Consider the following 20,588-nt stretch of genomic DNA (forward strand, 5'->3'; position numbering starts at 1 on the left):
CCAGGCCTCTTCCTGTGTGAGGAGACCTGGCAGGTTCGGTTGTGCTATCGGCGCAGGTATTCCGCCAGGCGCACGTTGTTTTCGTGGATGAGCGACGCGACAAAGCGCAAAATGGTTTCGACGTCCACCTCTTCATCGCCCAGCGTCTCGGCGAGCGTGTCCAGAAACTCATCAATGAGCGTGCTCATCTCTTCGTACGAAAGCCCCGGTGTCTCGCGAGGGTCTTGCATGCTCATGCCTGTACCCGTGCGATCACGGCGTCGGTAAATTCGCTGGTTGTCGCCGTGCCGCCCAGGTCGCGCGTGCGAATGCCCTCCGCAATGGTCTGTTCAACCGCGCGCTGCACACGGTCGGCGGCTTCCTGTTCACCCAGGTGGCGCAACATGAGCACACCGCTGAGGATGAGCGCCGTGGGGTTGGCGACGTTTTGCCCCGCGATGTCGGGCGCGGAGCCGTGTACCGCCTCGAAAACGGCGTAGTGTTCGCCGATGTTGCCGCTGGGCGCCAGCCCCAAACCGCCAATCAAGCCGGCGGTGAGGTCGCTGAGGATGTCGCCGTACAGGTTTTCCATGAGCAACACGTCGAACTGGTGCGGGTTGAGCACCAGGCGCATGGCGGTGGCGTCCACAATGGCTTCTTCGTACTGGATATCGGGGTACTCGCGTGCCACCTGACGGCAGACTTCCAGGAACAGCCCGTCGCTCAACTTCATGATGTTGGCTTTGTGCACGGCGGTGATTTTCTTGCGCCCGTCGCGGCGCGCCATTTCAAACGCAAAACGCGCCACGCGCTCGGTCGCTTCGCGCGTGATGATTTTGAGGCTTTCGACCACGCCCGGCACCACCACGTGCTCGATACCGCTGTACAGCCCTTCGGTGTTTTCGCGCACCACAATCAAGTCCACATTCTCGAAGGGGGTTTTGACGCCGGGAATGCTTTTGGCGGGGCGATAGTTGGCGAACAGATGCAGGCGCTGGCGCAACTGCACGTTCACCGAGCGGAACCCGCTGCCAATGGGGGTGGTAATCGGGCCTTTCAACGCCACACGGTTGCGCTGAATGGATTCGATGGTTTCTTCCGGCAGCGGTGTACCGTATTTGTACATGACGTCGCCGCCTGCTTCGACGATTTCCCACTCAATGGGAACGCCTGTGGCGTCAATCACACGCTTGGCGGCAAACGCAACTTCTGGTCCAATGCCATCACCGGGAATCAACGTTACTGTGTATGTCATAGCTGCTACTCCTTCTTCAAGACATAAAAAAATGGCCGCGAGGCCCTTGTTGCCAATGCCAATTTGGACGATTTCATTATATGATGCAGAAGCAAAGTGGCAAGAAGAATTGAGGAGCAAGGTCATGCGAACGGAGACATGGGTGTTTTGTCCACGGTGCGGCACACGTTTGGCGCGCCAAACCGTTTCGGGGGAAGAACGTCCCGTCTGCCCGGCGTGCGGTTTTGTCGCATTCGCGGACCCCAAGGTGACGGCGGGGGTGCTGGTTGAAGCCAATGGGCGGGTGTTGCTGGGGCGGCGTGGCGTCAACCCCGGCAAAGGGGCGTGGTACATTCCTTCGGGCTTCGTCGAATACGGCGAGCCGCCCGATGCCGCCGCACGGCGTGAAGTGGAGGAAGAAACCGGGTTGCGCGTCCACATCACGCATTTGCTGGGGGTTTGGTTTTTCGATGAGACGCTGGGGGGCAAAGCCGGCATTGCCATTTTCTACTACGGCGTACCGCAAGATGACGCGCCGGCTGTTCCCGCCGATGATGTGGTGGAAGTGGGGTGGTTTGCGCCTGAGGCGCTCCCTGCGCCAATCGCTTTTCCCATTCACGCCAATGTGTTGCGCATGTGGGCGCAGGCGCGGCTTACGGGGCAACCTTTTCCACCACCAGCAGGTGCGATAAGCCAATGATGCGCGCCGGTGTGCGTTCGGCGAAGCGGGCGCTGGCACGCAGAAGACGCCCCACCAGTGGGCGGCGGGCGATGACGTTGTCGAACGCGGGAAACACTTGCGAATGATGCACAACACGCACCGGCAGCCCGTCGAACAGGCGACGCAGAGAGCGCACCGTGTAGGCGCGCACGTGGGGCGCGAGCCGGTTGCGCAGGGGCGTCGGCAGGTAGTTCACGAGGGGAATGTTGCCGAAGTGGTACTCGCCGCGCCAGTAGATGCCGTGCGTCTCGAAGAGCCAGAGACGGTTCGGCACGAAAATGACCGCGCGCCCCCCCGCTCGCAAGACGCGCACAATTTCTTGCACCGCCAGCCGGTCGTCGCCGACGTGTTCCAGCACTTCATGCGAGAGGACCGCGTCGAACGTGTTGTCGGGAAAAGGCAAGCGCTCATCCGCCTGGACGACATGCCCGCGTTGTGCGGCTTGTTGCGCGCGCTCGAACTCGTATTCAGTCCCCACCGCCAGTTGAACGTTAGGCAGGGCGCTCATTTGCCCCAGGTAAAGCCCGACGCCGGTCCCATGGTCCAGAACGGTGGCGGCGGTCTGCAAGCGCCCCCATTCGACGATGAGCCGCCAGCGGAAGGCTTGACCCGCCCGCCAGACGTAGGATGGCTCTCCGAGTTGCGCGGCGAATTTGCTGGGCATGGTTGCGATGCTCCCTCTGCGTGAATTCGGTGGGGGATGGTAGCGCAACATGGCGGTTGAGCAAGTTGCCCGTGCAGACCTCGCGGCGCACCTGCTTGACAGAAACGGCCACCCACGCTACCAACAAGCCGCTATCATCCATGCAGACGAGGAAGCCATGTCCGTTGAAAAAATTGCGGTGCTGGGTGTGCCCATCGCCAACGTCACAGAAGATGAGACGGTTGCTCTCATGGCGCAGATGATTGCCACACGCCAGCCCCATCACGTCGTCACCGTCAATCCGGAATTTTTGATGGAAGCGCGGCGCAACCCCGCTTTTCGTCGGGTGTTGCTGAACGCCGACCTTGCTATTCCCGATGGCATTGGCGTTGTGCTGGCGGGGCGTTTGCAGGGGCGCCCCTTTCGGGCGCGTGTAGCGGGCAGCGACCTTGTGGAACGTTTGGCGGCGGAAAGCGCCCGCCGTGGGTGGCGGCTCTACTTCCTGGGGGCTGCGCCCGGCGTGGCGGAGCAAGCCATCGCACGCTTGCAGGCACGCTACCCGACTTTTCGGGCGGCTGGGGCGTATGCTGGTTCACCCACTCCCGAAGAGACGCCCGACCTGATTGCACGTGTGCGCGCCGCCCAGCCGGATGTGCTTTTTGTGGCCTATGGGCACCCTCGCCAGGACCTCTGGATTGCCGCCAACAAGGACGCCCTTGGCGTGCCTGTGATGATGGGCGTGGGCGGGGCGTTCGACTTTCTTGCCGGTGTTGTGCCGCGCGCCCCGGTGCGCATGCGCCAGATGGGGCTGGAATGGCTCTACCGGCTCTACAAGCAACCGTGGCGCTGGCGGCGCATGTTGGCGTTGCCCCAGTTTTTGATGTTGGCGTTGTTTGAAGCGATACGCTTGCGAAAGGAGCGGCATGTATGAGCCAATGGCGTGTTTTTATCACCCGCCGCCTGCCGGATGATATTCTCGCCCCGTTGTTCGAGCACGCCGACGTTGATGTTTGGCCGGAGCGGCTTCCCCCGCCGTATGATGAACTGCGCCGCCGCACCGCCGCGGCTGATGGGTTGCTCTGCATGCTCACCGACCGCATTGATGCGTCCCTCATCGCGCAAGCGCCGCGCCTGCGCGTCATCAGCCAGATGGCGGTGGGCTACGACAACATTGACGTGGCGGCGGCGACGGCGCGGGGCATTCCCGTGGGACACACACCGGGCGTCTTGACCGAAAGCACAGCCGACCTGGCGTTTGCGCTCATTCTTGCCGCGGCGCGCCGCCTGCTGGACGGCGTGCGGTTCATCGAGCGGGGCGCGTGGCAAACGTGGGAACCGTTCGGGCTGTTGGGGCAAGATGTGCACGGCAAAACACTGGGGATTGTGGGGCTGGGGCGCATTGGCGCGGCAACGGCGCGACGCGCGCATGGTTTTGGCATGCGCATTCTCTACACTGGTCCGCGCGAAAAACCGGATGTCGCTGCCGCTTTGGGCGCAACCTACGTCTCGTTCGAGCGGTTGTTGGCGGAGAGCGATGTGGTCAGCATTCACTGCCCGCTCACACCGGCAACGCGCCACCTGTTCAACGCCGACGCCTTCGCCCGTATGAAGCCCGGCGCTATTCTGGTGAACACGGCGCGTGGCGGCATTGTGGACCACGACGCCCTGCTGGCGGCTCTGCGTGCGGGACACCTTGGCGCGGCTGGTCTGGATGTGACCGAACCGGAGCCGCTCCCGTCCGACCATCCGCTCATGCAGTGCGAGCGTGTCATCATCACCCCCCACATTGGCTCGGCAACGGTGCAGACACGGCGGCGTATGGCGCAAATGGCGGTGGCGAATCTTCTGGCGGGCTTGCGTGGGGAGCGATTACCGCACTGCGCCAACCCGGAAGTGTTCGAGAAGCGCTGAAAGAGGCTTATTCGGCATCGAGCGCGTGTACTAGCCGCAACGTCAGCGCCAGCGCCGTGTCCAGCGTGGTGGGTTGAATGGCGGAGATGGTATCGCTCACCCAATGCCAGTTGGGCAAGCGCCCGGTTTCATCGAACGCCATAAGGCTGATGGCGCGATAGCCCCGTTGCATTGCCACTTCGGCGTCGGTGAGTAAAAGGTGGTAGGGGCGTATCGTGACGGGAAGTTGGTAGGTTGCTGCGATGCGGCGCACCAGCGCCAGCAAATGGGGGTCGGCGTGATACCGTTTGAGAGGACCCTCGCTGGAAACAGCGGCCACCTGCCCAATGCCGATTGTGTCGCAGTTGATGAAAAAGGTGGTGTCCGGGTCGAAGCGATAGCCTTCCAAAAAAGCCTGCATCCCTTGCGAACCGGTTTCCTCACAGCCGGTGAGCACCACCCATACGTCTGTGAAGGGAAGCCCGCCCTGGAGCGCCTGAGCCGCCGCCAATACAACCGCCACCCCGCTGGCGTTGTCGTTCGCGCCGTCTACGTGCGGCATGCGTTCTTTGTGGAGCATCAACCCCAGCGCGACGCCGATGTTGCCCAGCGCCAGCCGCGCCAGTGTGCGCCCTGCACGTCCCAACGGCGCCCCAACCAGCCCCCAGACCAGCGAAAGCACCAGCAACAGGTATGAACGCCGAAAGCCGCCCACCAGGCGCGGATGAAAGAGCAGCGCGGCTTGTTGAGTGTCGAGGTGGGCGGTGAGAACAACCGTGCGCCGCCGCTCACGGGTGGCGGGGCGACGCGCCACCACGTTGACCGAGGGCGTGCGTGGGAGCAGTTCGCTCAGGATGGGGCGCATGGTCTGTTCGGCGTAGAGCAATCCGCCGGCAAGCGCCGAGAGTTGCACGGCGCGGCGAGTCGCGCCCTTTTGCAACGCCCACGCGCCCAAGGCTCCCAGCATGTAGATGGGGGCTGTGTAGGCGGTGAAGGTTCGCAAGCCGGCCACCGGCATCAGATGGGTAGTATAGCCCCATGCTTGCAAGTGGTCGGCGGCCCATTCGGCGGCGCGTCGTTCAGCCGGTGAGGCGGACGGGCGTGGACCAATCGCCACGCTCAAAAAACGGATGGTGTCGAGCATGTGGGTTGTGGTTGGGTTGAGAGACGGCATACACGTTCCTGCGGCTTCTTTCATCGGGAACAGGCGCAGTATACGTGGGGCATACCGCCACGCCAAGCGTGCGGCGATACCGGGCGGGTGGTACGTTGCCGGTGCTTATTCGTTTGGCAAATCAACTTCTTCAAGCGTAATCAGCCCTTTTTTCAGCGCGTAGAGCGCGGCTTGTGTGCGGTTGTTCAAATTCAATTTGCGAAACAGGTTCGAGAGTTGGTTTTTGACGGTTTTCTCCGAGCGCCCCAGATAATCGGCGATTTCCTGGTTGCTCCACCCTTGTGCGACCGCACGCAACAACAACACCTCGCGCTCATCCAGCATGACGTCATCGTCAACGTGCTCTTTCACTTCCTCGCGCGCCAGCGCCGCTTGGCGTTGCCGCCCACGGAACAGGCTGATGACTTTGTGCGCCAACTTGGTGTCGAGAATGACGTCACCCCCCATCACTGCCCGAATGGCCGTCACCAACTGGCTAATATCGCTGTTCTTCAAAAAATACCCTTTGGCGCCGGCGCGAATGGCTTCCAGCATTTGCTCGTCGTCTTCGCTCATCGTCAGGATGATAATGTGGGGGGGATTTGGCATTTGCATGATGGCTTTGGTCGCTTCCACCCCGTTCAAATAGGGCATGTTGATGTCCAGAATCACCACATCGGGTTGATGCTGGTGCGTCAGGTCAACCGCTTGTTGCCCGTCGGCGGCTTCGGCGACAATCTCAAAATCTGGTTCAGCATTCAAAACTTGGGCAAGTGCTTGCCGCAAGACCGTGTGGTCGTCGGCTATGAGCAATCGAATCATCCCAGCCTCCCCGCGCTTGCTTTCATTCAAATTTCCCTATTCAACAGTATACGTCGAAACGAAAGAAACCTTCAATATGCCGAAAGTCCTACTTTTTCATGAAACGCCTGAGAATGGAGGACAAGGGTGTTCAAGGGCAAAAGTCCTCAAAATGTAGTCAAAAAGTCCCCTTCAATTGTTTGAAAAGAGATGCTATGCTGGCTGCGTCCACAGGCAAGTGGGCACACGCAGTCAAACGGGGGCAGATTGTCGAGGACCGGAAGCAGATGAAGCATCACAGCCCGCTCTTGAACGAAGCCATCATTGACCAATGCTTCCTGATGAGCGTCATCGCCTATATGGAAACATTGCCGCCTGACGAAGCAGCCAACATCGAACATCAGGTTCATCTGCTTCTCCCATTGCAGCAACATCTGTCCCCGTCTGATCAACTTGCGGTTATGTCTCTGTTGTGGGAGCACGAAGGCTCATTGCTGGAACATGCCTACCGCCTCAAAGAAGACTTGAAACGCTGCCTGCGGTATGGCTGCAACGACGACCAAAGCCTGCATGCGTTGCTCTCACAACACCGACAGGGCGCGTGGCGGACACCATTGCACGCATTGCTGGAACGGGTTCTCTATCCCGCCGCCTGAAGCGTCCTGAGGAATCGCTCGGTCTCAGACACTTCCACTCCGTTCATTGTATGCTACAATGCAGCCAAAGGAGGGGAAGACGCTATGGCGCACATCACAATCCTGGGTCTGGGACCGGGCGATTTTTCTTTGTTGACGCTGCGTGCCCACACCCTTTTGCAAGAAACATCGGAACTTTGGTTGCGCACACGCCACCACCCTGTTGTAGAAGCCTTGCCGTCGCACATTCGCCTCGCTTCATTTGACGACCTCTACGAGCAAGCCAGCGACTTTGCCACGCTCTACGAAACGATTGCCTACCGCGTACTCGACTTGGGACGCCGCCCGGAAGGGGTGGTGTACGCCGTGCCGGGGCACCCGTGGGTGGGCGAGTTGACGGTACGCCTGATTACGCAACGCGCCGCCGAGGAACACATCCCTGTGCATATTGAGCATGGGTTGAGTTTTATCGAACCAACGTTGGCGGCTTTGCAGGTTGACGCGCTCGACAACATTCAACTCTGTGATGCGACCACCTTTGCCGCGCGGTATGCCCCGCCTTTCGAGCCCGACCGCCCCGCGCTGATTGCCCAGGTGTACAACCGGCTCGTGGCGTCCGAAGTGAAAGTGCTCTTGCTCGATGTCTATCCTGCAGACCACCCCGTCACGCTGGTTGACGCCGCGGGGACCGCGCACGAAACCGTGGTGACGATGCCGCTCTACCAACTCGACCATCGCGAGGATTGGGCGTTGCTCAGTTCGCTCTATGTGCCGCCTTTGAGCAAGCCCGCTTCGATGACGGCGTTGATGGATGTGGTGGCGCATTTGCGGGCGCCGGATGGGTGTCCCTGGGACCGCGAGCAGGACCACCAGACCCTGCGCCCCTATTTGCTGGAAGAAGCCTACGAAGTGCTGGAAGCACTGGACAATGACGATGCGCACGCCTTGCGTGAAGAGTTGGGCGATTTACTGCTGCAAGTTGCGTTGCACGCCCAAATTGCCGCTGAATATGGCGAGTTTACGATGGCGGATGTGTTGGCTGGGCTGATCGAAAAACTGATTTATCGCCACCCCCATGTGTTTGGCGACCGCACGGTCAACTCCTCGCAAGAGGTTCTGCAAAACTGGGAAGCGCTCAAACAGCAGGAAAAGGCGGCGCGTGGCGAAGCAAGCGCTACCGCAGACCCCTTCGAGGGCGTGCCTGTTGCGTTGCCGGCGCTTGCCAAAGCGCAAAAAATCGTCAAGCGGTTGCGGGCGCTTGGCTACAACGTGCCTTCTCCCGATGAGGCGTGGCGTGCCTGGCAAAGCACCCCCGACGCTGCCACCCTGGGCACGTTGTTGCTGGCGTTGGCGGCGCATGCCCGCGACCAACACATTGATGCCGAAACCGCCTTGCGCGAAACCCTGGCGCACTGGATGCAAAAAGCGCGCCAATCATGAAACCGGCGCACTCCCCGACGAGGAGGACTATTCCTCCTCGTTTTCTGTTTCAGCGGAAGGGGATGGCGTCGCTGTGCCAAAGAGCGCTTCGGCTTCTTCGGAATCCAGCGGCGGCAGGTCGTCCAGGCTCTTCAACCCAAAGTATTCCAGAAAGCGAAACGTGGTGCCGTAGAGGATGGGATGCCCCACGGTATCCAGCCGCCCGACTTCTTCAATCAATTCGCGCGCTAGCAGGGTGCGCAAGACTCCCGAACTTTGCACACCGCGAATTTCATCAATTTCGGCGCGGGTGATGGGCTGGCGGTAGGCGATAATCGCCAGCGTCTCTAGCGCCGCTTTGGACAACTTGGTGGACAAATCCAGCCCCAGGAAACGCTCCACCGCCGCCGCATATTCCGGCGCAGTCACCATGCGCACACGCCCACGCGCGCGTTGAAGACGCACGCCGCGCGCCGCCAGGGCTTCTTCCAGCGCGTCCAGCCCCGCTTCTACCTGTGCGATGGTGCCGCCGACCGCACGCGCGAGTGCGTCCAGTTCGACCGGCGCGTCGGCGACGAAGAGAATGGCTTCCAGCCAGGGCGCCAAGGCGTGCGCGTCGTTGACCGGCGCGGGTGACGGCTCGCCATTGTGCTCTCTTTCGGCTACACTCTCGTTGTCGGGTTGCTGCGATTCAACAGGAGGTGTTTCACTCATGCGCTATCCACTTTTGGCGTTGACTTTGCTTTTGTTGGCGTCGTTGGCGTGTGGCGGGCTTCCCAACCCGCTGGCGTCCAAACCCACCCCTCTACCGACGGTACCGGTTTCGGAGGAAGCCGCCCAACGCGCCGAAATGAAATTGCAAGCCGCAGCGACGCAGGTTGCCGACGGTTCCACCGAAATTGCGCTGACCGAAGAAGAACTGACGTCGCTGATTGTTTATCGCTTGGGCGACTTGCCGCTGGAAAACCCCGTCGTTTTCTTGCGTGATGGTCGCATTCGTGCTGAAGCGAAACTCAGCATTGAAGGGCTTTCCCAACAAGCCGTGATTGTCATTCAACCGTCGGTCTCGAACGGCGCTTTGCAACTCACGGTGGAAGAAGCCAAAGTCGGCTTTTTGTCCATGCCGCAAGATGTCGTTGACCGGTTGACAACTGAACTTGAAAATGTCATCACCAATTCGCAGACGGTAAGCGTTGAAGATGTGCGCGTCGAAGATGGCACGCTCTATGTGCGTCTGCGTGTGCAAAAATGATTTGCAAACAGCGACGCCCCGCTGGTCAGCCAGCGGGGTTTTTTTATGGCAACAAGAAATAGGTCGCCAAGAAGGTGTACGCCAACACAAACAGGACAACAACCAGCACGCCCAGGATGTTCGCGCGTGTGGTGCCTGCTTCGCCTGTGCGTCCAACTTGCAAGGGTTCACGTTCGCTCATGCGTTCCTCTCCTCAACTCGTTGCTGTGTCGTGTTGTTCCAGCCAGAGGATACTCGCAATGGCCAAAAGCGCCAGCACTCCCGCCACGGCATACGCGGTTGCGCGTGTACTGACGCTGACAAAAATGGCAAGCCCGCCGCCGACACAGCCAAACAGGTAGAGCAAGAGCACGGCTTCGCGGCGCGTCCAGCCCATGCGCACCAGGCGGTGCGACAGATGGTCTTTGCCGGGGGTGGTGAGTGGGTTTTTGCCGCGCCGTAGGCGTGAAACGAAAACCAGCGTGGTGTCAAAAATGGGCACAATCAACACCAGCGGCGGCACCATCCACGTTACCCAGGGCACGTTGGTGGGAAAGCGCAATTTGATTCCTATCACCGCCAGCACAAACCCCAGAAAGAGACTGCCGGCGTCCCCCATGAAGATACTGGCGTTGCTCAGCCGGAAATTGTAGCGCAAAAACCCGATGCACGCGCCCAACGTGGCCGCCGCCATGGCGCCGACAAGATACTGCCCACTCAGCGCCGCCAACAGCAAGAAGTAAGCGGCGGCAACCGCCGCCACGCCGCTGGCAAGTCCGTCCATGTTGTCCAGCAGGTTGAAAGCGTTGGTGATGCCTACAATCCAGAGAAGGGTGACGGCAAGGTCGCCCCACGCGGGCAAGAAGGGCAATTGCACTTGAATACCCGCGATGATGAGCATGACGGCCGCGGCGATTTGCGCCACCAATTTGGCGTATGCATTCAGATTGCTGCGGTCGTCCCACGCGCCCCACAGCACAATCCACGTGCCGCCAACCAGCACCGCCGCCGCTTCGACAATGAAGCGCCGTTCACCCCAAAAGAGCAACGAGAGCAAGACCCCCGCATAGATGGCGACGCCCCCCAGCAAAGGGATGGGCGTGGCGTGTATCTTGCGCGCCGAGGGGCGATCAACCACGCCCAGGCGCACAGCCACACGCTGCATGACGGGGGTTCCAGTGAGCGCCAACAGCAACGCCGTGCCAAAAATCAGAAGCAAGTTCCCAGTGGGCATGCTCAGCCTCCACCCGCCTGGCTTTGCAACTGGTTGATGAGTTGTTGCAACGCGGCGCGGTCGCGTTCGGGGGCGCGTTGCAGGGCGGTTTGCGCATGTTGCAGGGCGCTTTGAATATCGCCAATTTCCTGATAGAGCACGGCGAGATTGCGATGGGTGATGTAATCGTTGGGGCGAATTTCCAGCGCCTTCAAATTCGCCTGAATGGCGCCTTGCACGTTGCCCAGGCGGCGCTCGGCGACGCCCAGCCCGCTCCATGCTTCAATGTTGCGCGGGTTGAGTTCGGTGGCTTTGCGGTAGGCTTCACGCGCTTCTTCCCACTTGTTTTGCTGTGCGTAGTAGGACCCCAGCAGGACATAGGTCTGGTCGAAGCGGTCGTCCAGCGAGAGCGAATGCTGAATGCGCTCGTAGGCTTGTTCCAAATTTCCCTGTTCCAGCGCGAGCGAGGCCCAGTCGTTCCAGAGCGAGGCGTTGTTGGGCGCCAGTTCCAGCGCCTTCTGGTAGTATTCATCGGCTTTGGCGAGATGTTGCGCTCGCAATTCGGGGTTGGTTTCCATGCGCGCCCAGGCGCGGTGCAAACTGGCCAGGTTGCGCCAGTGGTCCATGTTGAGCGGGTTCGTTTGGGCGGCTTCTTCCAAAACGTCTTCCGCCAGTTGCAAATAGGTTTGCCGCTCATTGGGGTCTGGCGAGGTTTGGGCGCGGTTCAGATAGACACGCCCCAGGTTGAGGAAGTAGCGGTCCTGGTGTGGTTGCAGGTCGAGCGCGCGGCGGTGCAAGAGAATCGCCGCGTCCCATTGCCTTGAATTTTCGTAGGCTTGCGCCTGTTTGGCGAAAATATCCGCGCGGGGAATGTTGAGATTGGTTTTCACGATGAGCGGGATGGTGAGCATGAGCAGCACCGGATACCCCCACGCTGCTGCGCCCGCTGATGACGTGCGGGCGGGCATTGGTTCGCCGTAGAGCAACGCCAGGCCGCCAAGCCCGATGAGCGTGAACGTCCAGATGTAGAAGAGGGTGACGGTGTTCGCGAGGTGCGCCACCATGGCTTCGAGTTTGTCAGGGGTGATGGTGCCGTCGGTTGTGGGGCGCCACGTCACCCACCCGTAATGCACAAAGAAGTAGAAGAGCGAGAGCGTCAGCGAGATGGCGGCGAAAACGCCCAAACGCTGCGCCCATTGCCCCGATTGCTCTTGCTCGAACATTGATTCAGCGACCACGACCAGCGCGGCAAAAACCCAGGTGCTGGCGAGCCAGTAGAAGCGCACCCAGCCGCCCTGGCTTTCCACCGTGATGATGTCGAACATGAGGGTGGAGAGAATGAGCGCGACCAGCACGCTCAGCGCGAGCAAGGTGGGCGTTATCGCGCCGGGGGCAAGCGTTGCGGCTTGTTGCTTGCGCCGCCGTTTGCGGCTTTGCCGTGGCGCGGGCGTTTCCGCGAGCGTGGTGCGTTGCAGCCATTGCGCCCCCACCACCACAGCCAGCGCGGCATAGGTCCAGAAGTAGAGTTTGGTGGCGGCAATCGCAATCCCGAAGTGGATTTCGACGAAGTGCGCCATGAGTGCCGCCAGCAGCGCGATGAGCACCAGGCTGTGCGGGTGTTCGGCGACAACGGCTTCATGCTCGGCGTTCAAGGTGGCGACGGCGTACACCATGAGATAGAGCACCATGCCGATGGCGATACCCGTCGGCATGGCGACCCCCGAAAGCGCAAAACTCCCCGTCAGCAGGTATGGCGTGAACCAACCAATCAGCCCGCCGGCAATCCACAAACCGATGTAGAGCCTCTGTTGCCAACGGGTGCGAATCAGCCCCAGCCATTTGAGCAGGTAGTAGAAGAGCGACGCAAAGAGGAAGAGTTGCACCGCAAACCCCATCACGCCGCGCATTGCCAGCGCGTCGAACGTTTCGTTGTGCGAGCGGTCGGGCGAGGCGTTGCGGGCTTCCAGTTTGGCAAGGTCCGGTTTGTAGTGTTGCGGATAGACCACGTAGAGCGTTTCATCGCCGTAACCGATGAGCGTGCGCACGGGGTTCGCCGCGAGCAAGTCGAGCACGCCTTCCCAAATCAGCAAACGCACGCGCCCCGTCCCGCTTTCGGTTTCAAACACGCGCCCCAACCGCCCGATGTAGGGCGCGTCGCGCAGGTCGGCGAGCGGGCTGTTGGGCAGGTTGAACACGATGAGGAACGCGATGCCGAAAACCGCTGCGGCAATGGTGGCGAACGAGCCCACCAGCCGTTGGCGGCGTGATTTGAGGTGCAGCGCTCCCACTAGCGCAAAGAAGTACAAGCCCACCGCCAGCCCAATCATCGGACCGCGGCTCTGGCTGTACAGAATCGTCAAACCCTGAATGACCAGCAAGAACAGGTAAGCGCCAAGCAGTAAGGAAGCGGGGAGCGTTGCCTGGTCGTCTTCTTCATCGCGCAGCAAGCGCCCCATGTGTTCGATGATTTTGGCGATGGTGAAGGGCACCACCATGATGAGGTAGGCGGCGATGAAAATGGGGTTGCCCGCCACACTGCTGACACGCTTGGTGACGTCGCCGCCCCAGGGCAGGGGGTCAAGCCCAAAGTGCTGGATGATGCCGTAGATGGCGGCGGGCGCGCTTGCCAGCAAAATCGCGGTGATAAGCCGCCCCAATTGTTCGCGCCGCCGTAGGATGAGATAGACCAGCAGGAAGATGAGCATGTACGAAAGGTTGCTGTACATGCCCTGTCGGCGGATATACGCGCCCCAGAGTGAGATGCGCGGCGTCACGCTCCAGAGTGTGGTGAGAATGTAAACCAGCACCATGCCCGCCCAGGGCAACACCAGCGGCTGTTTCCAGAACGGGCGTTCATCTTCAAACGAAAACGCCTGCCGCCCCCGTTCTATCGCCCAGATGATGCCCAACGCCAGCATGAGCAGGGCGATGGAGCGCAAAAGCGGGATTTTGTCTTCCTCAAACACGCGCTCGTCATAGACGTTGAAGAAGAGCGGCACAACGATGAGCGCCGCCAACCAGGCGCTTTCGATAAACCGTTCAGCATACCGCGACAATCGAGTTTCCATGCGCTTCCCTACTGCTCACAATTGGTTGAAAAAATGTTTGCCTTGGCAGACCGGTATCTTAATGAAGTGCACAGGTGAAGGCAAAGCGTTCTGGCATGGTGCGGCTGAAAGCGTGTTATGCCTTATTCCGCCCGCACTTCATCTTCACGCACCCATTTGGCGACCAGGTCATGCGCGACTGCACGAAAACGCCCCCAATCGCGCCAACGACCGGGCAGGCTGCGCAGGTTGTGCGCGATGGTGGGGAGCGCCGACAACGGGACTTCGCGCGCTTCGGCGATTTCTTCACCTTCGCCCTGGCGAATGGGGTGGTCGGAATAGCCCATCAGGAAGATGTAGGTGGCAAAGTCAACACGACGCTCGCCAATGCCGATGTCGTAGGTCAACACGCCCACAAAGCGCCGCACCGGCGGCGTAAAGCCGATTTCTTCTTCGGGTTCACGCAGCAGCGCCTCTTCCACCCGTTCGCCCAGTTCAATGCCGCCTGTCAGCAGCCGCCAGACGTTGGGCGGGTAGTGCGCTTTGCGGTGCACCAGCAGACCGCCGGGGCGCGGCAACAGGAACATGACTTCGCCGCGCCGTGAATAGAATTTGCCTTCCCACGGCATGAAAAAGTCTTCGCCGACGTCGAGCCGCACATGTTCGCGCTGAGGCGTGCCAAAACGGGCGGCAAGGTCGTCCACTTCTTCGGGAATGAGTATGAGCCGTTCGTGCATACACCTGCCTCACAAAGTGGGTTGCCAACGATACGGCATTGTACGAAAGGGGCATGAGAGGACAAGGCGCGCGCCGTTGTCAACCGCGCTTGCACGGGCTTTTGCAGGGCTTTCACAACTCGTATAATGGCACGCTGAACAGCAATTTGATGGAAGATGAGGCAAACAACCATGGCGAAGTTCCAAGCACCACGTGGTACGCTCGATATTCTGCCCGAACAACAACCGTACTGGCAATGGATTTTGTCCGAAGCGCGGGCGATTGCCGGGCAATATGGGTTCCGCCCCATTGAAGTGCCCGTTTTTGAGGAGACGGATGTCTTTGCGCGCGGCGTGGGCACGGGCACGGATATTGTCGAAAAAGAGATGTACACGTTTGAAGACCGTGGCGGACGCTCTTTGACGCTTCGTCCGGAGTTTACGGCGGGGATTGTGCGCGCCTACATTGAACATGGCATGCACGTGTTGCCCCAGCCGGTGCGCCTCTATTCGATTGGTCCTGTGTTTCGTTACGAAGCCCCCCAAGCCGGGCGCTATCGCCAGCATACGCAGTTCTCGTGCGAGTGTATTGGTGAAGCCGACCCGCTCGCCGACTTTGAAATCATGTCCATGGCGTGGGATTTGTTCGACCGCCTGGGCTTTACGGGCTTGCGCTTTGAAATCAATAACATTGGGTGCCCCGCGTGCCGCCCACGCTATTTGCGCGAGGTGCTCATCCCCTACCTGGAAGCACACCGCGAGCGCCTGCCCAAAATTGACCAGGAACGCCTGCAAAAGAACCCCTTGCGTGTGCTGGACAGCAAAGAACCCGAAACCCAGCCCATCATTGCCGCAGCGCCCGTCATCACCGATTTTTTGTGCGACGAATGCCGCGCTCACTTTGACGACCTGCGCCACTATCTCGACCTGATGGGGCGCGAGTACGTGGTCAACCCGCGTTTGGTGCGTGGGCTGGACTACTACACCAAAACCGTTTTTGAAGTGAAAGCCGAGGGCGCGTTGGGGGCGCAAAACACCATTTGCGCCGGCGGTCGCTACGACGGGCTGGTGGAATTGCTGGGCGGCGCCCCGACGCCGGGCGTCGGCTTTGCCGCGGGGATTGAGCGTGTCATGCTCTTGTTGCAAGAGCAGGGCATTCAACCGCCCCCGCTGGAAGAACCGGTGGTCTTTTTTGTGCACCGTGGGCAAGCCGCCAAAGACCGCGCCGTGCAGTTGGCGCATACCTTGCGTACCGCCGGCATTGGCACGGAAATTGCCTTTGGCAATCGCAGTTTCAAATCGCAATTGCGTCAGGCGGGGCGTTCTTCGGCGCGTTTCGCCGCCATTCTTGCCGAAGGTGAATTGGAACGCAACGAGGTGACGATCAAAGACTTGGCAAGCGGTGAGCAGACCACCGTTCCGCAAGAAGGGTTGGTGGCGTTTCTGCAAGCCTGTTTGAGCGAATAGGTGGCGAGCCAACCGTGAACATGTCTGCTGCTCCCCCCATTTCGGTCGCCGGCGTGCTCTATAACCCATACCGCCCGGCGGCGCGTGCGCTTGCCGAACGCCTGCACGCCTGGTTGCAGGCGCGTGGTGTACGCGCGTGGCTGGGGTCGTCTTACGAGGTGACCGATATTCGCACATGCAGCCGTGAACCGTGTACGCTGCTTATCACACTGGGGGGCGACGGCACCATTTTGCGCGCCGCCCGCGCCGCCCTGCCGGACGCGCCCCCCATTCTCGCCGTCAACTTTGGACGGTTGGGCTTTCTCGCCGAGGTGTCGCCTGATGAAGTGGAGCCCGCTCTGGAACGTGTGCTGGCGGGGGATTTCTGGATTGAAGAACGCCCATTGCTCGACGTAGCCGTTTATGATGACGGTAATCTGGTGGAGCAGGCGGTCGCCGTCAACGAGGTGGTGCTCGCGCGGGGGGACGGACCGCGTGCGCTGCGCATTGATGTGTGGGTTGATGACGCGCACCTGACGCGCTACACCGCCGACGGCGTGGTGGTGGCGTCGCCCACCGGTTCGACCGCCTATGTGCTCGCCGCCGGCGGCCCGATTGTTGCGCCCACAGCCGATGTGCTGATTGTGCAACCCATCGCCGCCCACCTGACGCATGTGCGCTCGCTGGTGGTGCCCGGTTCGGCGCGTGTGGCGCTCAGCACCGTCACCCATCATCATGAAACAGTCGCCGTCATTGACGGGCAATTGTCCCTGGCGTGGACGCCGGCGCACCGTCTGGTGGTGACGCAAAGCCGACACACCTTGCGGTTTGTTCGCCTGGGGGCGTCAAATTACTATTACGCTACCCTGGAAACACGCCTGGACCGACGCAATGAGTGAGGCGTTGCATGCCTGAACCAACAGCAGCCAGCCTTTTGCAAGAAGGAATTGCCGCGGTACGTGCCGGCGATACAGAAGAAGCGCGCAAACTCTTCCGCCGCGCGATCGAACTCGACCCCCAAAACCCACAAGCCTGGCTCTGGCTGAGCACGGTGACCGAAGGCACGGCGGACAAGAAAGCCTACCTGGAAGAAGCCTTGCGGCTCGACCCTTCCCTGGAAGAAGCCCGCCTGGCGTTGCAAAAAATCCAGGCGCAAGAAGGGGCGCTCGCCGAACGCGCCACCGAAGAACCGCTCTACTGCACCGTCCATCCCGACCGCGAAACCATGTTGCGCTGTAATCGGTGCGGGCGTCCCATGTGTGTGGAATGCGCTGTGCGCCACCCCGTGGGCATGCGTTGCCGCGAATGCGTGCAGGCGACGCGCTCGCCGGTCTATCAGGTGACATGGGCGCAAGCCTTGCTGGCGTTTGCCGCCGCCACAGCCGCCGGCGTGGTGGCGATGTTGGTCTCCATGTTCATCAGCGGCTTGTTCTGGTTGCTGCTCATCTTCGTCTCGCCGGCGTTGGGGACGGCGGTCGCTTCTGTGGTGGAGCGTGTCGTTCCGCGCAAGCGTGGGCGTCTGTTGCAGTTGGCGACGGTGGCGGGCATGCTGGCGGGAGTGGTGCTGGTCGGGTTGGGGGTTGGTCTGCTCGCGCGCGCGCCGCTGCGAGGGTTGCTGATTCTCGCCAACCCCTTCACCTGGCTCTACCTGGTGCTGGGGGGCGGCGCAGCCGTCGCCCGCCTGCGTTGAGAGAGGAGCGCACATGCCATGATTGGCTATCTGGAAGGCACACTCCTGCACAAAACCGAGGATACATTGCTCATCAACGTTGGCGGTGTGGGCTACAAAGTGCGCGTGCCCACGCATGTCGCCGCCGAAGCCGGCGCGGTTGGCGCCACCGTGCGCTTGTTCATCCACACCTACGTGCGCGAAAACGAAATCAGCCTCTACGGGTTTCGCACCGAAGAGGAACTCAATCTCTTTGAGTTGCTTTTGGGGGTGAGCGGCATTGGTCCCAAAGTCGCCATCACCTGCCTTTCCACGCTCGACCCCGTCACCATCACCAACGCCATCGTCAACGACCAGGCGGACTTGTTGACGCGCATTCCCGGCATTGGCAAACGCACCGCCCAACGTATCGTGCTGGATTTGAAGAACAAAGTGGAAACCACCGGACTGGACCTGTTGCCGGCGGCGACAACCGACAGCGACGCCATCGAAGCGTTGACGGCGTTGGGGTACAGCATTCAGGAAGCGCAACATGCCTTGCAAGGCTTGCCCCCCGATCTCCCGCTGGAAGATAAAATCTTCCGCGCGCTGCAACGGTTGGCGGAATGAGTATGGCGTGGCCGCTGCATACACTTGGTTCCCCCGACAACCCGCCGCTCTGCTTTCTGCACGGTTTCATGGGGAGCGGCGACGAGTGGCGCGAGATTGCCGCCGCCTTTGCCGATGACTTCTTTTGCCTCATGCCCGACCTGCCGGGGCATGGCGCAAACCGCCCACTTCCCGTTGAACGGCTCACGTTCGACCTGCTCGCCCGCGGCTTGTTGGCGACGCTCTCGGCGCACGGGCTGACGCGCGTCTGGCTGGTGGGGTACTCGCTTGGGGGGCGGCTGGCGCTCTACACCGCCGCCATGTGGCCTTACCATGTGCGCGGGCTGGTGCTGGAAAGCGCTTCACCGGGGCTGGAACGTCCCGACGAGCGACGGGCGCGCGCCCACCTCGACGATGAGCGCGCCGCGCGTATTCGGCGCGACGGCTTGGGGGCGTTCGTGCAGGCGTGGTACACCGCGCCGCTCTTTCGCGGGCTGGCTGCAAACGCCGCCTTGCTCGCTCAGGTGCAACAACGCCGCTGCGCCCAAGACCCCGACGCCATGGCGCGGGTGATTGCCGAACTTAGCCCCGGACGTATGCCGCCGCTTTGGGGGGCGTTGCCCTTTTTGCGTATGCCGCTGGCGTTTGTCAGCGGGGCACTGGATGAGAAGTACACGGCGCTGGGTGGGCGGGTTTGCACGCTCGCGCCCAACGCACTGCACACCATCGTTCCCCACGCCAGCCACACCGTGCATCTTGAAGCGCCGCAGGCGTTCATCGCCGCCGTGCGCACGCATCTGGCACGCTGGGGTATCTAGGCGCTAGGGCGCACGCCCTGCGTGGCGCACCGTTGCCCCCACAGCAACCCAGCGCCCTTCAACATGCCGCACGCCGCCCGAAGGCATCGGAGGTCCGTCGTGGTCGCGGAAGAAGAGCGGCAACCCCTCAGCAAATCCCACAGGTCGCTCCCATGGGGGCTGGCGCTGGTGGTGGATGTGAATGTGCGGCTCACTGCTGTGCCCGGAATTGCCGCACGCCGCGAGTGGTTCCCCTTCATGCACAGTTTCACCCACTTGTACACGCAGACTCCCCGCTTGCAGGTGCGCCAGCACCAAAAATGTGCCCGTCTCCGCCAGTTGGAGTACCACATGGTTGCCGAAGACCGTTTCATTGCGGATTTCGTCTGTGGCTGGAAATTGCCCCGCCGGGTGGTCGGGTTCGCCGTCGTGCGCCGCGACCACCACACCATCCGCCGGCGCCAACACAGGCACCCCCCAACAGCCGTATGCGTCAAGCGCGGCAACGCCCACAAAAAAGGGCGCAATGACCAGGTCATACGCCCAGCGTTGGTCAGCCGAAAAAGCGTGGTAATTGGCTTCCAGCGTATCGCCGCCCCAGACCACGGTGAGCGGTTCGTCGGCGGGTAAGCGCACCCAGGCGTGGGGGTGAAGCGCCTCGATTGCTGCGGGGTACGCCATACGACCAACGCCCATCGTCCAGGCGAACGGGGCGCTGAGCAAGAGTGGGGGAACAAGAGCGATCGCCCGAATAGCGCGCGCGGCTTTCGTGTACTGGGTTGGCGTTCGCCACGCCAGTACGCCGAACAGCACCCCTACCATGGGAAATACCGTTGGAAGCAGATTCCAAAGCCAGATTTTGAAGTCGCCGCCGTCCAGCCCCCATACCAGCCCCCACACAGCCGCCACAACACCCGCCGAAAGCAACGCGACCCGCTCGGCGGTGAGCCGTGGGCGCAGCCAGACCGTCACGGTAGTTCCCGCCAGCAATCCCGCCAGTGCGATCAACATGCCCGGCATGCGATAGGCGACGAGGGCGGTGGCGTTTTGGGGTGGTGCAGTGGCGCGAAGCAAGAGGAACAAGGTCAGCACAGTGCCGCCGGCCGTGACGAATACCAGGCGGCGCAGACCATTTTGCAACCGTCCGATGAGCGCTCCGACCAGAAAGGCGCTTGTGGCCAGCGCACAGAGCAAACCGCGTATGCGCACCCCCGTTGGCCAAGGTTCAAGCAGTGGACGCCAGAGGCCGACCAGCACAAACATTCCCACGACCACCAGGAACCCCGCGCCAATGCCATAGCCCAACATGAAGCCCCATCGTCGCCATGCGCTTGCTTGCATTGCCTCCTCCTTTCATGCTGCACTACCACCATGCTTAGCCTATCGCACCCGCTGGTGTTTTTCAA

Annotated in this window: 22 protein-coding genes; 11 read left to right on the forward strand and 11 right to left on the reverse strand. The window is 61.3% G+C overall.

Annotation, left to right across the window (positions count from 1 at the left end):
• Nucleotides 1-44 precede the first annotated feature (44 nt).
• Nucleotides 45-236, reverse strand: a complete 192-nt coding sequence (locus tag SE16_RS10175) for a hypothetical protein (protein WP_152917993.1) — start codon at nt 234-236, stop codon at nt 45-47.
• The gene (locus tag SE16_RS10180) at nt 233-1,234 is read right to left on the reverse strand and encodes an isocitrate dehydrogenase (NAD(+)) (protein WP_054491727.1); all 1,002 of its coding nucleotides are present in this window, start codon (nt 1,232-1,234) and stop codon (nt 233-235) included. The genes SE16_RS10175 and SE16_RS10180 overlap by 4 nt, the downstream gene beginning before the upstream one ends.
• 124 nt (nt 1,235-1,358) lie before the next feature.
• Here SE16_RS10180 and SE16_RS10185 point away from each other — a divergent pair, with 124 nt between their 5' ends.
• Nucleotides 1,359-1,913, forward strand: coding sequence for an NUDIX hydrolase (locus tag SE16_RS10185; protein ID WP_054491728.1), 555 nt, complete (start codon nt 1,359-1,361; stop codon nt 1,911-1,913).
• Here SE16_RS10185 and SE16_RS10190 read toward each other — a convergent pair.
• Complete coding sequence (locus SE16_RS10190) at nt 1,867-2,598, reverse strand: class I SAM-dependent methyltransferase (RefSeq protein ID WP_054491729.1); 732 nt, start codon at nt 2,596-2,598, stop codon at nt 1,867-1,869. The genes SE16_RS10185 and SE16_RS10190 overlap by 47 nt on opposite strands.
• A gap of 49 nt (nt 2,599-2,647) precedes the next feature.
• On the opposite strand from SE16_RS10190, the gene SE16_RS10195 reads away from it, so the two are divergent.
• Nucleotides 2,648-3,508, forward strand: coding sequence for a WecB/TagA/CpsF family glycosyltransferase (locus tag SE16_RS10195; protein ID WP_200907156.1), 861 nt, complete (start codon nt 2,648-2,650; stop codon nt 3,506-3,508).
• Nucleotides 3,505-4,488, forward strand: coding sequence for a 2-hydroxyacid dehydrogenase (locus tag SE16_RS10200; protein WP_054491730.1), 984 nt, complete (start codon nt 3,505-3,507; stop codon nt 4,486-4,488). Before SE16_RS10195 ends, SE16_RS10200 begins: the two co-directional genes overlap by 4 nt.
• 7 nt (nt 4,489-4,495) lie before the next feature.
• Here SE16_RS10200 and SE16_RS10205 read toward each other — a convergent pair whose 3' ends face one another.
• Both SE16_RS10205 and SE16_RS10210 read right to left on the reverse strand, forming a co-directional pair.
• Nucleotides 4,496-5,641, reverse strand: a complete 1,146-nt coding sequence (locus SE16_RS10205) for a M20/M25/M40 family metallo-hydrolase (RefSeq protein ID WP_054491731.1) — start codon at nt 5,639-5,641, stop codon at nt 4,496-4,498.
• A gap of 105 nt (nt 5,642-5,746) precedes the next feature.
• A complete protein-coding gene (locus tag SE16_RS10210; RefSeq protein ID WP_054491732.1) occupies nt 5,747-6,442 on the reverse strand; it encodes a response regulator in 696 nt (231 codons plus the stop codon).
• A gap of 266 nt (nt 6,443-6,708) precedes the next feature.
• Here SE16_RS10210 and SE16_RS10215 point away from each other — a divergent pair, with 266 nt between their 5' ends.
• Both SE16_RS10215 and SE16_RS10220 read left to right on the forward strand, forming a co-directional pair.
• Nucleotides 6,709-7,077, forward strand: coding sequence for a hypothetical protein (locus tag SE16_RS10215; protein WP_152917994.1), 369 nt, complete (start codon nt 6,709-6,711; stop codon nt 7,075-7,077).
• Nucleotides 7,078-7,161: 84 nt separating this feature from the next.
• Nucleotides 7,162-8,496: a MazG family protein gene (locus SE16_RS10220; RefSeq protein ID WP_054491734.1), complete on the forward strand. Its 1,335-nt coding sequence runs from the start codon at nt 7,162-7,164 to the stop codon at nt 8,494-8,496.
• A 27-nt stretch (nt 8,497-8,523) separates the two neighbouring features.
• On the opposite strand, the gene scpB is transcribed toward SE16_RS10220, so the two are convergent.
• Nucleotides 8,524-9,189, reverse strand: coding sequence for an SMC-Scp complex subunit ScpB (gene scpB / locus SE16_RS10225; protein WP_082373816.1), 666 nt, complete (start codon nt 9,187-9,189; stop codon nt 8,524-8,526).
• On the opposite strand from scpB, the gene SE16_RS10230 reads away from it, so the two are divergent.
• Nucleotides 9,188-9,727: a hypothetical protein gene (locus SE16_RS10230; RefSeq protein ID WP_054491735.1), complete on the forward strand. Its 540-nt coding sequence runs from the start codon at nt 9,188-9,190 to the stop codon at nt 9,725-9,727. The genes scpB and SE16_RS10230 overlap by 2 nt on opposite strands.
• A gap of 43 nt (nt 9,728-9,770) precedes the next feature.
• Here SE16_RS10230 and SE16_RS16015 read toward each other — a convergent pair whose 3' ends face one another.
• The 4 genes from SE16_RS16015 to SE16_RS10245 all read right to left on the reverse strand — a co-directional run bounded on the left by SE16_RS16015 (nt 9,771) and on the right by SE16_RS10245 (nt 14,703).
• Nucleotides 9,771-9,908, reverse strand: coding sequence for a hypothetical protein (locus SE16_RS16015; RefSeq protein ID WP_160316925.1), 138 nt, complete (start codon nt 9,906-9,908; stop codon nt 9,771-9,773).
• Between the two features lie 12 nt (nt 9,909-9,920).
• Complete coding sequence (locus SE16_RS10235; protein ID WP_054491736.1) at nt 9,921-10,940, reverse strand: glycosyltransferase family 4 protein; 1,020 nt, start codon at nt 10,938-10,940, stop codon at nt 9,921-9,923.
• Nucleotides 10,941-10,942: 2 nt separating this feature from the next.
• Entirely contained in the window at nt 10,943-13,987 is a 3,045-nt protein-coding gene (locus SE16_RS10240) for a tetratricopeptide repeat protein (protein WP_054491737.1), read from the reverse strand.
• A gap of 122 nt (nt 13,988-14,109) precedes the next feature.
• On the reverse strand, nt 14,110-14,703 hold the full coding sequence (locus SE16_RS10245; RefSeq protein ID WP_054491738.1) for an NUDIX hydrolase: 594 nt from the start codon (nt 14,701-14,703) through the stop codon (nt 14,110-14,112).
• 171 nt (nt 14,704-14,874) lie between these two features.
• Between SE16_RS10245 and hisS the strand changes: the two genes are divergently transcribed.
• The 5 genes from hisS to menH are packed head-to-tail and all read left to right on the forward strand — an operon-like array spanning nt 14,875 to nt 19,203.
• Nucleotides 14,875-16,149, forward strand: a complete 1,275-nt coding sequence (hisS, locus tag SE16_RS10250; protein ID WP_054491739.1) for a histidine--tRNA ligase — start codon at nt 14,875-14,877, stop codon at nt 16,147-16,149.
• A 20-nt stretch (nt 16,150-16,169) separates the two neighbouring features.
• Complete coding sequence (locus tag SE16_RS10255; RefSeq protein ID WP_054491740.1) at nt 16,170-17,027, forward strand: NAD(+)/NADH kinase; 858 nt, start codon at nt 16,170-16,172, stop codon at nt 17,025-17,027.
• An 8-nt stretch (nt 17,028-17,035) separates the two neighbouring features.
• Nucleotides 17,036-17,818: a B-box zinc finger protein gene (locus tag SE16_RS10260; RefSeq protein ID WP_054491741.1), complete on the forward strand. Its 783-nt coding sequence runs from the start codon at nt 17,036-17,038 to the stop codon at nt 17,816-17,818.
• Between the two features lie 18 nt (nt 17,819-17,836).
• The gene (gene ruvA / locus SE16_RS10265) at nt 17,837-18,406 is read left to right on the forward strand and encodes a Holliday junction branch migration protein RuvA (protein WP_054491742.1); all 570 of its coding nucleotides are present in this window, start codon (nt 17,837-17,839) and stop codon (nt 18,404-18,406) included.
• 2 nt (nt 18,407-18,408) lie between these two features.
• The gene (menH, locus tag SE16_RS10270; RefSeq protein WP_054491743.1) at nt 18,409-19,203 is read left to right on the forward strand and encodes a 2-succinyl-6-hydroxy-2,4-cyclohexadiene-1-carboxylate synthase; all 795 of its coding nucleotides are present in this window, start codon (nt 18,409-18,411) and stop codon (nt 19,201-19,203) included.
• 3 nt (nt 19,204-19,206) lie between these two features.
• Here menH and SE16_RS10275 read toward each other — a convergent pair whose 3' ends face one another.
• Nucleotides 19,207-20,523 carry a M23 family metallopeptidase gene (locus tag SE16_RS10275; RefSeq protein WP_054491744.1) on the reverse strand — a complete coding sequence of 439 codons (1,317 nt, stop codon included), beginning with the start codon at nt 20,521-20,523 and terminating at the stop codon, nt 19,207-19,209.
• Between the last annotated feature and the right edge of the window lie 65 nt (nt 20,524-20,588).

The sequence above is a fragment of the Ardenticatena maritima genome, from assembly GCF_001306175.1.
GTDB lineage: Bacteria > Chloroflexota > Anaerolineae > Ardenticatenales > Ardenticatenaceae > Ardenticatena > Ardenticatena maritima.

What these genes read in the sequence shown, in the direction of transcription:
- SE16_RS10175 (WP_152917993.1), bottom strand. Translation starts at nt 236, where the DNA reads ATGAGCATGCAAGACCCTCGCGAGACACCGGGGCTTTCGTACGAAGAG.
- SE16_RS10180 (WP_054491727.1), bottom strand. Translation starts at nt 1,234, where the DNA reads ATGACATACACAGTAACGTTGATTCCCGGTGATGGCATTGGACCAGAA.
- SE16_RS10185 (WP_054491728.1), top strand. Translation starts at nt 1,359, where the DNA reads ATGCGAACGGAGACATGGGTGTTTTGTCCACGGTGCGGCACACGTTTG.
- SE16_RS10190 (WP_054491729.1), bottom strand. Translation starts at nt 2,598, where the DNA reads ATGCCCAGCAAATTCGCCGCGCAACTCGGAGAGCCATCCTACGTCTGG.
- SE16_RS10195 (WP_200907156.1), top strand. Translation starts at nt 2,648, where the DNA reads ATGGCGGTTGAGCAAGTTGCCCGTGCAGACCTCGCGGCGCACCTGCTT.
- SE16_RS10200 (WP_054491730.1), top strand. Translation starts at nt 3,505, where the DNA reads ATGAGCCAATGGCGTGTTTTTATCACCCGCCGCCTGCCGGATGATATT.
- SE16_RS10205 (WP_054491731.1), bottom strand. Translation starts at nt 5,641, where the DNA reads ATGCCGTCTCTCAACCCAACCACAACCCACATGCTCGACACCATCCGT.
- SE16_RS10210 (WP_054491732.1), bottom strand. Translation starts at nt 6,442, where the DNA reads ATGATTCGATTGCTCATAGCCGACGACCACACGGTCTTGCGGCAAGCA.
- SE16_RS10215 (WP_152917994.1), top strand. Translation starts at nt 6,709, where the DNA reads ATGAAGCATCACAGCCCGCTCTTGAACGAAGCCATCATTGACCAATGC.
- SE16_RS10220 (WP_054491734.1), top strand. Translation starts at nt 7,162, where the DNA reads ATGGCGCACATCACAATCCTGGGTCTGGGACCGGGCGATTTTTCTTTG.
- SE16_RS10230 (WP_054491735.1), top strand. Translation starts at nt 9,188, where the DNA reads ATGCGCTATCCACTTTTGGCGTTGACTTTGCTTTTGTTGGCGTCGTTG.
- scpB (WP_082373816.1), bottom strand. Translation starts at nt 9,189, where the DNA reads ATGAGTGAAACACCTCCTGTTGAATCGCAGCAACCCGACAACGAGAGT.
- SE16_RS16015 (WP_160316925.1), bottom strand. Translation starts at nt 9,908, where the DNA reads ATGAGCGAACGTGAACCCTTGCAAGTTGGACGCACAGGCGAAGCAGGC.
- SE16_RS10235 (WP_054491736.1), bottom strand. Translation starts at nt 10,940, where the DNA reads ATGCCCACTGGGAACTTGCTTCTGATTTTTGGCACGGCGTTGCTGTTG.
- SE16_RS10240 (WP_054491737.1), bottom strand. Translation starts at nt 13,987, where the DNA reads ATGGAAACTCGATTGTCGCGGTATGCTGAACGGTTTATCGAAAGCGCC.
- SE16_RS10245 (WP_054491738.1), bottom strand. Translation starts at nt 14,703, where the DNA reads ATGCACGAACGGCTCATACTCATTCCCGAAGAAGTGGACGACCTTGCC.
- hisS (WP_054491739.1), top strand. Translation starts at nt 14,875, where the DNA reads ATGGCGAAGTTCCAAGCACCACGTGGTACGCTCGATATTCTGCCCGAA.
- SE16_RS10255 (WP_054491740.1), top strand. Translation starts at nt 16,170, where the DNA reads ATGTCTGCTGCTCCCCCCATTTCGGTCGCCGGCGTGCTCTATAACCCA.
- SE16_RS10260 (WP_054491741.1), top strand. Translation starts at nt 17,036, where the DNA reads ATGCCTGAACCAACAGCAGCCAGCCTTTTGCAAGAAGGAATTGCCGCG.
- ruvA (WP_054491742.1), top strand. Translation starts at nt 17,837, where the DNA reads ATGATTGGCTATCTGGAAGGCACACTCCTGCACAAAACCGAGGATACA.
- menH (WP_054491743.1), top strand. Translation starts at nt 18,409, where the DNA reads ATGGCGTGGCCGCTGCATACACTTGGTTCCCCCGACAACCCGCCGCTC.
- SE16_RS10275 (WP_054491744.1), bottom strand. Translation starts at nt 20,523, where the DNA reads ATGCAAGCAAGCGCATGGCGACGATGGGGCTTCATGTTGGGCTATGGC.